We start from the raw sequence: 11,220 nt of genomic DNA, 5'->3' as shown, positions 1-11,220 counted from the left end.
GTGGTGTTGCGGGTGGTGTGAGGGGCGGGCTGCGGCCACAAATTCCGCTGTCGTCCCGGACAAGCGCGCCCTTAAGGCGCGCGCCGATCCGGGATCCATAACCACAGGGAGGAGTTGTGGCGCGAGCTGGTAACTCCGAGTCCCCGTAACCACGTCGGCCTGTGGCTATGGATCCCGGATCTGCGCTCCGCCCTCGACAACGCTACGCGTTGCCAGGGGCTGCGCTTGTCCGGGACGACACCGGAGGTGTGGCGTTCGCCCTACCCCATCAGCATCACTTCGTCAGCGGGCAACCGCTGTCCTTGGCGGTGAAGAACGCCTTGTCGCCGGGGACGGTGGCGAGCAGCTTGTAATAGTCCCAGGGCTTCTTCGACTCCGCGGGCTTCTTGACCTCGAACAGATACATGTCGTGGACCATGCGGCCGTTCTGGAGCACCTTGCCGCCTTGCGCGAAGTCGTCGTCGACCGGCAGCTCCTTCAGCTTCTTGGCAACGGCTTCCGGATCCTTGGTGCCGGCGGCCTTGACGGCCTTGAGATAGCTTAGCGTCGCCGAATAGGTGCCGGCGTGGATCATGCTCGGCATCCGCCCGGTGCGCTTGAGGAAGCGCTCGCCGAGATTGCGGGTCTTGTCGTTGAGATCCCAGTAATAGCCCTCGGTCAGCACCAGGCCTTGCGCGGCCTGCAGGCCGAGGCCGTTCACCTCGGCGAGCGTCATCAACAGGCCGGCGAGCTTCTGGCCGCTGGCGACGATGCCGAACTCGGATGCCTGCTTGATCGAGTTGGTGGTGTCGAGACCGGCATTGGCGAGGCCGACGATCTTCGCCTTGGAGCTCTGCGCCTGCAGCAGGAAGGAGGAGAAGTCCGAGGAATTGAGCGGCACGCGGACGGAGCCGACCACCTTGCCGCCATTGGCCGTGACGATCTCGCTGGTGTCCTTCTCCAGCGCGTAGCCGAAGGCGTAGTCCGCGGTGAGGAAGAACCAGGTGTCGCCGCCGGCCTTGGTCAGCGCGCCGCCGGTGCCGACGCCGAGCGCGCGGGTGTCATAGGCCCAGTGGAAGCCGTAGGGCTGGCAGGCATCACCGGTGAGACGCGAGGTCGCGGCGCCCACCACGATGTCGATCTTCTTCTTTTCCTTGGAGAGCTCGTGGATCGCGAGCGCGACGGAAGAGGTCGTCAACTCCGTGATCATGTCGACGTTCTCGACGTCGTACCAGCGCCGCGCGATCGAGCTCGCCAGATCCGGCTTGTTCTGGTGGTCGGCGGTGACGAGCTCGATCTTCTGGCCGAGCACCTCGCCGCCAAAGTCCTCGATCGCCATCTTGGCGGCTTCGACCGACCATTTGCCGCCGTAATCGGCATAGACGCCGGACTGGTCGTTGAGGATGCCGATCTTGACGCCTTGCGCGGAGGCCGGCGCTGCCAGCAACAGGGCCGAGGCTGCGACGGCGGCGAGAAGGGCTGATTTCATGTGTTGGCTCCAGCAGTGTTTTGAAATCGCGCGGATACTAGTGAAGAACCCCGGGAATGCCCATCCATTGCGTGTTGGTCGTTAGTATGAAGGTGGGGCTACAAAAATGGTGTCGTCCCGGCGAAGGCCGGGACGACACCGTGAATGAGGATGCGCCAGCTGCCATCCCCGACACCTAGGAGCCCGCGACCTCCGGCTTCTTGGCGTTCTTCCCCTCGGCCAGGTTCCGCACCACCACATAGAAGATCGGCGTGAACAGAAGCCCGAACAGGGTGACGCCGATCATGCCGAAGAACACGGCGACGCCGACGGCCTGGCGCATCTCCGAGCCCGAGCCGCTCGAGATCACCAGCGGCAGCACGCCGAGGATGAAGGCGAAGGACGTCATCAGGATCGGCCGCAGGCGCAATCGACAAGCCTCGATCACGGCCTCGAGCCGCGGCTTGCCTTCGAGCTCGATGTCGCGGGCGAACTCGACGATCAGGATCGCGTTCTTCGCCGCCAGGCCTACCAGCACGACGAAGCCGATCTGGGTGAGGATGTTGACGTCCTGGCCCATGATGCGCACGCCGATGGTGGCCGCGAGCAGGCACATCGGCACGATCAGGATGACCGCGAACGGCAGGGTCCAGCTGCCATATTGCGCGGCGAGCACGAGATAGACGAACAGCACGCAGATCGGGAACACCAGCAGGCCGGCATTGCCGCCGGTGATTTGCTGGTAGGAGAGGTCGGTCCATTCGAAGGTGAATCCGCTCGGCAAGGTATCGTCCGCGAGCTTCTTGACGGTGTTGAGCGCCGTGGTCGAGCTCACGCCCGGCGCTGGCTCGCCCTGGAGCTCGGATGCTGCATAGAGATTGTAGCGAGCGACGCGGTCAGGGCCGGAAACATCCTTGAAGTCGACCACGCTGCCGAGCATCACCATGTCGCCGGAGGCGTTGCGGGTGCGCAGCCGCGAGAGGTCGCTCGGTTCTTTCCGAAACGGAAAGTCCGCCTGCGCGGTGACGTGATAGGTGCGGCCGAAGAGGTTGAAGTCGTTGACATAGGTCGATCCGAAATAGGTCTGGATCGTGTCGTTGATGTTGGCGATGGGCACGCCGAGCTTTTGCGCCTTGGTGCGGTCGATGTCGACGAACAGCTGCGGCGTGTTGGCTGAGAACGGCGAGAACACCGTCGGAGCGAGCAGCAAGGGCGATTTGCGCGCCGCGGCGACGAGCTCGTCGGTGGCCGCGGCGAGCAGCTCGGGCCCGCGACCCTGGCGGTCCTGGATGCGGATGGTGAAGCCGCCGCCGGTGCCGATGCCGGGTACGGCCGGCGGCGGAATCACGATGATGAAGGCGCCCTGGATCGCGGCCAGGCGCTTGCGCAGCTCGACCGTGATGGCGTTCGCCGAGAGCCCCTTCTTCAGGCGCACCTCGGGCTCGTCGAACACCGGAAACAATGCCGCCGCATTGCCGGCCTGCGTGCGCGTCGCACCCGAGAAGCCGGCAAAGGCCGCGACGCGGACGATGCCCGGCGTGTCCAGCGAGATGCGTTCGATCTCGCGCACGACCTCCGTGGTGCGCGCCAGCGAGGCCGCGCCGGGCAATTGCACGGAGATGATGACGTAGCCGCGATCCTGCGCCGGGATGAAGCCCTGCGGCGTGGTCACGATCAGCCAGCCGGCACTGCCGATCAGCACGACGTAGATCAGGATCATCACCACCGAGTGCCGGATCACGAAATTGGCAAGGCCGGCATAGCCATGCGCGAGACGGTCGAACGTGCGGTTGAACACGCTGGTGAAGGCATTCCAGCCGCGCGCGATGACATTCCAGCTCGCCGGCGGCCGCTTCTCTTCATGCGGGGTGAGAATCTGCGAGGCCAGCGCTGGCGACAGCGTCAGCGAGCAGAAGCAGGAGATCGCGGTCGCGACCGCAATGGTGACAGCAAATTGCTGGAAGAACTGCCCGGAAATGCCTCCGATGAATGCAGTCGGAACGAACACCGCGCACAGCACCAGCGCGATCGAGACCAGCGCGCCGCCGACCTCTTCCATGGTCTTGAGCGCGGCATCGCGCCGGCTCAGGCCGTGCTCGAGATGGCGCTCCACATTTTCCACCACAACGATGGCGTCGTCGACCACGATGCCGACCGCGAGCACGAGGCCGAACAGCGTGAGATTGTTGATGGAGAAGCCCAGCGCCGCCATCACCGCGAAGGTGCCGACCAGCGACACCGGGATCGCGATGATCGGAATGATCGCGGGTCGCCATCCCTGCAGGAACACCAGCACTACGACGACCACGAGCAGCATCGCCTCGTAGATGGTCTTGATCAGTTCGTGGACGGACTGCGCGATGAATTCGGTCGGGTTGTAGCCGATATTGTAATCGAGGCCTTTCGGAAAACTCTCCTTGAGCCTCGTCATGGTGTCGGAGATGTGTTTGGCCGTCGCGAGCGCGTTCGATCCCGGCCGCTGCGTCACCAGCATCGCGACCGCCGACTTGCGCAACAGGAAGCTGTTGGTGGAGTACGCCAGCGCCCCGAGCTCGATGCGGGCGACGTCGCGCAGCCGCACCGTGCGGCCATCGGAGCCCGCCTTGATCAGGATGTCCTCGAACTGCTTCTGGTCCTTCAGGCGCCCCGTGAACGTCAGGTTCGGCTGGAAGGCGCGGTCGGCGATCGGCGGCTCGGCAATCTGCCCGCCCGCGATCTGCACGTTCTGGGCGCGGATCGCCGCCAGCACCTCGGTCGAGGTCAGGCCGAGATTGGCGATGCGGTCAGGATCGAGCCACAGCCGCATCGAATAGTCGCGGGCGCCGAAGATCTGGATGTCGCCGACGCCGTCGATGCGCAGCAGCTGGTCACGGACCTGGAGCAGCGCGTAGTTGGAGATGTAGAGCTGGTCGAAGCTGTCGTCGGGCGACAGCATGAACACGACCATCAGGATGTCGGGCGAGTTCTTGCGGGTGACGACGCCATTGCGCTGCACCTCGTCCGGCAGTTGCGGCTGCGCGATCGCGACGCGGTTCTGCACCAGCACCTGCGCCTTGTCGAGGTCGGTGCCGAGCTTGAAGGTGACGGTGATCGTCAGCTGCCCGTTCGAGGTCGCCTGGCTGTAGAGATACAGCATGTCCTCGACGCCGTTGATCTGCTGCTCGATCGGAGCTGCGACCGTGTCGGACACGGTCTGCGCGGAGGCGCCCGGATATTGCGTGGTGACGACGACGGTCGGCGGCACCACTTGCGGATATTCGGAGACCGGCAGCGTGGTGTAGGCCAGCGCGCCGACGATCAGGAGCACGATCGACAACACCATCGCCAGGATGGGCTGGTTGATGGAGAGGCGGCCAAGGTTCATGACTTGTCACCGGGCTTGCCGCCGGCCGGCGCTGGCGCGGGAGACGGCGTTACCTTGGCGCCGACGCGGGCGCGCTGGATGCCGTTGACGATGATGCGGTCGTCGGCCTTCAGCCCTTCGCGGATCACCCGCAGGCCGTCGTCGATCGGCCCAAGCACCACGGGGCGCGCTTCGACGGTGTCATCAGGCTTGACCACGAACACGATCTTGCGGGACTGGTCGGTCGCAACGGCGACATCCGGGATCAGCAGCGCCTCATAGGGTGCGCTGCCGATCAGACGGACGCGGCCGAACTGGCCGGGCAGGATCGACAGATCGGTGTTCTTGATCACCGCGCGGCTGCGCAGGGTCCCGGTGGAGACATCGAGGCGGTTGTCGAGGAAGTTGATGGTGCCCTCATGCGAGGGCTTGGTTTCGCCGGCCAGCGTCACCTGCACCGGGTTCGCCGTATCGCGCGAGCTCGGGCGCTTACCTTCGAACCAGAGCTTGCTGTATTTGATGAAGGTCGCCTCATCCATGTCGAAATAGACGTAGATCGGATCGAGCGCGACGATCGAGGTGAGCAGCGTCGAGGTGCCGGTATCGCTGCCCTGCACGAGATTGCCGGGGCTGACGAGATGGCGGCTGACGCGGCCCGTGAGGGGCGCGGTCACATGGGTGAATTCGATGTTGAGCTTGGCAGCCTTCAGTGCGCCCGCGGCCTGCACTTCCGCCGCGTGCGCGGCCTGCAGGGCCTGCCGGCGCTGGTCGACGACCTGCTCGGAGACGGCGCTGGTCTGCACCAGGTTGAGGCCGCGGTCGAGCTCGCGCTTGGCAAGCTCCACCTTGGCACGCGCATCGGAGAGCTGGCCGTCAGCCTGCTCAGCCACCGCCTCGAACGGACGCGGGTCGATGACATAGAGCAGATCGCCCTGGTGCACGATGGCGCCGTCCTGGAATTCGACGGAGTTGACGAAGCCGCCGACGCGGGGGCGCACCTGCACCTCCTCCACCGCCTCGAAGCGGCCGGTGAATTCGTCCCAATCGGTGACGGTGCGCTTGACCGGCTGGGCGACCGTCACCGGCGGAGGCGGCGGGGCAGAGGCTTGCGAGGCCGGCTGTCCGCAACCGGTGAGCGCAAATGCTGCGGCGAGAAGGCCGGCGATGGCGTAAGGCCGCGGCCGAACGAAATCGTGCGTTTTGACAAATTGCTCGCTTCCATCCGGTCCGCTCATCCCAGGTCCTCGCATAAAAGCCGCAGAAAACGCAGGGTACGCGCCTACCCGCGGGGGACACAAGATGGGCTGCCATAGTGAAATCTTCAAGACGATGGCTCGCGCAATGCTCGGCGAGGGGACCTAGCCGGATGATGGGTTGACAGGGAGAGAGACGGCAGCGGGCGCGAGGGTCGGATTGAGCTCGCTTAAGTCTGGTGATGAAAGAGAACGTTCCCACCCTCCCCTGCAAGCGCATTCAAGCCCGTTGCTCTGCGGCCCATCCTTCGAGACGCCCGCCTTTGGCGGGCCCTCAGGATGAGGACGGAGTGCGCGGCAGCAATTTCGACCGGCAAAGATGCCGCTCAGCCTCATCCTGAGGAGACCGCTGGAAGCGGTCGTCTCGAAGGACGAGGCGTGCTCAGGCCCCCGCCAAGAAGTCACATGCGATAGCTCTCCCCGGGGGGAGGACAAGAGTTGCCCCAGCGTCTTCGCACATGACGGATGCCGGCCTCTCGGCTAGATTACCCCTACAAAAACAAGACGAATTGTCCGGGAGGACAGGCGTGCACAAGGGACGTGTCGTTTACGGCGCGATCGAGGAGGTCGTCTTTGGCCATCCTGCGGCAGGCGCCATCGTCGCCCAGATGGACCGGCTGGGGACGCGCCGTGCCTTCCTGATGGTCTCCGGCACGCTGAACCGGCAGACCGACGAAATCGAGAAGATCAGAGAGGCGCTGGGTGCGCGCTGCGCGGGCGTGTTCGACGCCATGCCGGCGCACACGCCGCGCGAGGCGGTGATCGCGGCTACCAATGCGGCGCGCGAGGTGGGCGCCGATCTGATCGTCACGGTCGGCGGCGGCTCGATCACCGACGGCGCCAAGGCGGTGCAGCTTTGTCTTGCCAACGGCATCAATGATATCGACGGCATCGAGCGCATCCGCGTGCACAAGGGCGTCGCGCCGGACATGAACGCGCCGGCCGTGCGCCAGATCAGCGTGCCGACGACCATTGCCGGCGGCGAGTTCAGCTCGATCGCGGGCGTGACCGACCGCAGCACGCATGTGAAGCAGATGCTGCGGCATCCGCTCACCGTGCCGCGCGCGACCATCCTCGATCCCGCCATCACCGTGCACACGCCGGAATGGCTGTTCCTGTCCACCGGCATCCGCGCCGTGGACCATTGCGTCGAGGCGATCTGCTCGCGCGAGACGCACCCTTATGCCGACGCGCAATCGGTCAAGGGCCTTGCCATGCTCGCCGACGCGCTGCCGCGGGTGAAGGCCGATCCTGCCGACCTCGACGCGCGGATGGACGCGCAGATCGGCACCTGGCTGTCGATGGGCGCGCTTGCGGCCGGCGTCCCGATGGGTGCGAGCCATGGCATCGGCTACGTGCTGGGGGCGGCCTTCGACGTGCCGCACGGCTACACCTCCTGCATCATGCTGCCGGCGGTGATGCGCTGGAACGCGCGCGACAATGCCGAGCGCCAGACGATCGTGGCTGCCGCCATGGGCTTTCCCGGCCACAATGCCGCCGATGTGCTCGATGCCTTCATCCGCTCGCTCGGCATGCCACGGAGCCTTGCGGACGTGCGCGTGTCGCCGGAGCATTTCGACGCCATCGCCGAACAGGCGATGCGCACGCCCTGGGTGCCCCGCAACCCGCGCAAGATCGACGGCCCCGCGCAGTTGCGCGAAATCCTGCTTCTCGCCGCATAACCTCAAGCCGGAGGATCGATGTACACTGGTCACCATGCCCGCCTGCGTCCGCTCCAGCCCGCCTTCATCATGGCCGCGACCGGCGAAACCGTCACCTATCGCGAGTTGGAGGCGCGCAGCAACCGCCTGGCGCATCTGTTCCGCAAGCACGGCTTGAAACGGCTCGACCATTATTCGATCTTCATGGAGAACAATTCCCGCTATCTCGAGGCCTGCGGCGCCGGCGAGCGGTCCGGGCTGTACTACACCTGCATCAACTCCTTCCTGACGCCGGGCGAGCTCGCCTATCTCCTCGTCAACAGCCAGTCCAAGATCCTGATCACCTCCGTGGCGAAGCTCGACATCGCGCGCGAGGCGATCAAGGCCTGCCCCGATATCAAGCTCTGCATCGTCGCCGACGGCCCCGGCGAGAGTGACCGCATCGTCGGCCTTGCCGCGGTGACCGCCGATCTGCCGAAGACACCGATCGCGGATGAGTGGCTCGGCACCGCGATGCTCTATTCGTCCGGCACGACAGGGCGGCCCAAGGGCATCCTGCGGCCGCTGCCGGAGGAGCCGCCGAAGCACAATCTGCCGCTGTTCGATTTCCTGACGAAGCTCTGGCACTACCGCGAGGGCATGGTCTATCTGTCGCCGGCGCCGCTGTATCACTCCGCGCCGCAAGCCGCTGTGAACCTCACGATCCGCATGGGCGGCACCGTCATCATCATGGAGACGTTCGACCCCGAGCGCTATCTCGAGCTCGTCGAGCGGTGGGGCATCACGCACACCCAGCTGGTGCCGACGATGTTCTCGCGCATGCTGAAGCTGCCTGAGGAGGTGCGAAAGCGCCACGACCTGTCCTCGCTCGAGATCGCGATCCACGCCGCGGCGCCCTGCCCGGCCCTCGTCAAGGACGACGTCATCAAATGGTGGGGGCCGATCATCCACGAATATTACGGCGCGACCGAGGGCCTCGGCTTCACCGCCCGCAACAGCGAGGAGTGGCTCGCCCATCGCGGCACCGTCGGCAAGGTGCTGCTGGGCGACCTCCACATTCTCGATGAGAACATGCGGGAATGCCCGACCGGCACGCCCGGCCAGGTGTGGTTCAAGACCGCCTCGCCCTTCGAATATTTCAACGATCCGGAGAAGACCAGGGAGGCGCGCTCCGCCGACGGCAGCATGAGCACGGTCGGCGACGTCGGCTATGTCGATGCCGATCGCTTCCTCTACCTCACCGACCGCGCCACCTTCATGATCATCTCGGGCGGCGTGAACATCTATCCGCAGGAATGCGAAAATCTGCTGATCACCCACCCGAAGGTCGCCGATGCCGCCGTGTTCGGCGTGCCCAATCCCGATCTCGGCGAAGAGGTGAAGGCGGTGGTGCAGCCGATGCCGGGCGTGGTGCCGGGCGAAACGCTCGCCGAGGAGCTGATCGCCTTCTGCGGGGCGTCGCTGTCGCGACAGAAGGTGCCGCGCTCGGTCGATTTCGAGAAGGAACTGCCGCGCCTGCCGACGGGCAAACTGTACAAGCGGTTGCTAAGGGACCGGTACTGGGGGAACAAGGCGTCGCGGATTGTGTGAGGGGCCGTAACGTGCGGCTGTTTGGCACGCACGTCGCCACGATGTCGTCCCGGCGAAGGCCGGGACCCATACCGCGTGACGGCGGAGTTTGTTGCGATAGTCGGGCCCAACGCCTGCGCAGGAACTGGCGCCCCCACTCTCACATCGTGAGAGAAAAGCCCCTGCGGCCTTCCGTCATCCGAATTGTCGAGAGCGCCGCCACCCTTGCCGGTTGCCTCGCTGCGAGGGCCTCGCTATCGTCGCTTCAAACAGGCCGAAAAAGGCTGTTGTCCAGGGAGGACGAGGATGCGGAGCGTGCGGGCGCTCGCCGCGACGGCGGCGCTATCTTTGCTGGCGTTTTCGACCATCGCATTGGCCGGCGGGCCCAAGCAGGGCGGAATTCTGCGGATGTATCACCGCGACAGCCCCGGCAACGCCTCGATCCACGAAGGCGCGACCTACTCGCTCAACGTTCCCTTCATGCCCGTGTTCAACAACCTCGTCATCTACAAGCAGGACGTGGCGCAGAACAGCATGGATACCATCGTGCCGGAGCTCGCGGAGAGCTGGGCCTGGGTGAACGACAACAAGACGCTGACCTTCAAGCTGCGCCAGGGCGTCAAATGGCACGACGGCAAGCCGTTCACCTCGGCGGACGTGAAGTGTACCTTCGACATGCTGATGGGCAAGTCGCAGCAGAAGTTCCGGCAAAATCCCCGAAAATCCTGGTACGACCAGGTCAGCGACGTTTCGACCAACGGCGATCTCGAGGTCTCGTTCAATCTGAAGCGGCCGCAGCCGTCACTGCTGGCGCTGCTCGCCTCGGGCTATACGCCCGTGTACCCGTGTCACGTCTCGCCCGGCGACATGCGCACGCATCCGATCGGTACCGGCCCGTTCAGATTCGTCGAGTTCAAGGCCAATGAATCGATCAAGCTGACCCGCAATCCCGACTATTGGCGCGAGGGCCGGCCCTATCTCGACGGCATCGAGTTCACCATCATCCCGAACCGCTCGACGGCGATCCTCGCTTTCGTCGCCGGCAAGTTCGACATGACATTCCCGACGCACATCACCATCCCCCTCCTGAAGGATGTGAAATCCCAGGCAGCTAATGCCGTTTGCAAGGTCGAGCCTACCAATGTCTCGACCAACATCATCGTCAATTCGACCGCGCCGCCGTTCGACAATATCGAAATCCGCCGCGCCATGGCGATGTCCCTCGACCGCAAGGCCTTCGTATCGATCCTGTTCGAGGGCCAGGCCGACATCGGCGGCACCATGCTGCCGGCACCGAACGGGCTGTGGGGCATGCCGAAGGAGATGCTGGAGAGCATTCCGGGCTATGGTCCCGACGTGAACGCCAACCGCGAGGAGGCGCGCAAGCTGATGCAGAAGGCGGGCTACGGTCCGGACAAGCATCTCGCGGTCAAGGTCTCGACCCGCAACCTTGCCGAATATCGCGATCCCGCGGTGATCCTGATCGACCAGCTCAAGAGCATCTATATCGACGGCGAGCTCGACGTCGTCGAGACTGCGAACTGGTTCCCGAAAGTCGCGCGCAAGGACTACATGCTCGGCCTCAACCTGACCGGCAACGCCGTGGACGATCCCGACCAGTCGTTTTACGAGAACTATTCCTGCGGTTCCGAGCGGAACTACACCAACTATTGCAACAAGGACATCGAAAAGCTGTTCGAGGTGCAGTCGCAGGAGACCGACGTCGCCAAGCGCAAGAAACTCGTTTGGGACATCGACAAGAAGTTGCAGGAGGACGTCGCGCGCCCGATCATCTTCCATGCGCGCGCGGGCACCTGCTGGCAGCCCTATGTCAAGGGCGTAACGGTCATGTCGAACAGCTCCTACAACGGCTACCGCTACGAGGACGTGTGGCTCGACAAGTAGCGCGGCGGACGGGCGGCTAACGGCTCGACGGGAGAGCGCAAA

General features: G+C 64.8%; 6 protein-coding genes. 3 read left to right on the top strand and 3 right to left on the bottom strand.

The genetic code is table 11. The features are described from left to right. Positions 1-274: 274 nt before the first annotated feature. The 3 genes from E4K65_RS42465 to E4K65_RS42455 form a co-directional block, all read right to left on the bottom strand. Entirely contained in the window at positions 275-1,468 is a 1,194-nt protein-coding gene (locus E4K65_RS42465) for an ABC transporter substrate-binding protein (RefSeq protein ID WP_135179169.1), read from the bottom strand. Positions 1,469-1,643: 175 nt separating this feature from the next. After that, positions 1,644-4,811 (bottom strand): efflux RND transporter permease subunit, encoded by a 3,168-nt coding sequence (locus E4K65_RS42460; RefSeq protein ID WP_135179168.1) that lies wholly within the window; start codon positions 4,809-4,811, stop codon positions 1,644-1,646. Continuing rightward, on the bottom strand, positions 4,808-6,025 hold the full coding sequence (locus tag E4K65_RS42455; protein WP_167771601.1) for an efflux RND transporter periplasmic adaptor subunit: 1,218 nt from the start codon (positions 6,023-6,025) through the stop codon (positions 4,808-4,810). The genes E4K65_RS42460 and E4K65_RS42455 overlap by 4 nt, the downstream gene beginning before the upstream one ends. 545 nt (positions 6,026-6,570) lie before the next feature. On the opposite strand from E4K65_RS42455, the gene E4K65_RS42450 reads away from it, so the two are divergent. The 3 genes from E4K65_RS42450 (at position 6,571) to E4K65_RS42440 (ending at position 11,178) form a co-directional block, all read left to right on the top strand. Then, positions 6,571-7,725 carry an iron-containing alcohol dehydrogenase gene (locus E4K65_RS42450; RefSeq protein WP_167771600.1) on the top strand — a complete coding sequence of 385 codons (1,155 nt, stop codon included), beginning with the start codon at positions 6,571-6,573 and terminating at the stop codon, positions 7,723-7,725. An 18-nt stretch (positions 7,726-7,743) separates the two neighbouring features. Then, positions 7,744-9,294 carry an AMP-binding protein gene (locus tag E4K65_RS42445; RefSeq protein ID WP_135179165.1) on the top strand — a complete coding sequence of 517 codons (1,551 nt, stop codon included), beginning with the start codon at positions 7,744-7,746 and terminating at the stop codon, positions 9,292-9,294. Between the two features lie 285 nt (positions 9,295-9,579). Further along, positions 9,580-11,178 carry an ABC transporter substrate-binding protein gene (locus tag E4K65_RS42440; protein WP_135179164.1) on the top strand — a complete coding sequence of 533 codons (1,599 nt, stop codon included), beginning with the start codon at positions 9,580-9,582 and terminating at the stop codon, positions 11,176-11,178. The last annotated feature ends 42 nt before the right edge of the window (positions 11,179-11,220 follow it).

Origin of the sequence: Bradyrhizobium niftali (genome assembly GCF_004571025.1) — a bacterium.
In the GTDB taxonomy this organism is placed as follows: Bacteria; Pseudomonadota; Alphaproteobacteria; order Rhizobiales; family Xanthobacteraceae; genus Bradyrhizobium; species Bradyrhizobium niftali.
The sequence above is the reverse complement of the archived record's forward strand: the minus strand, read 5'-3'. Positions and strand labels throughout refer to the sequence as shown.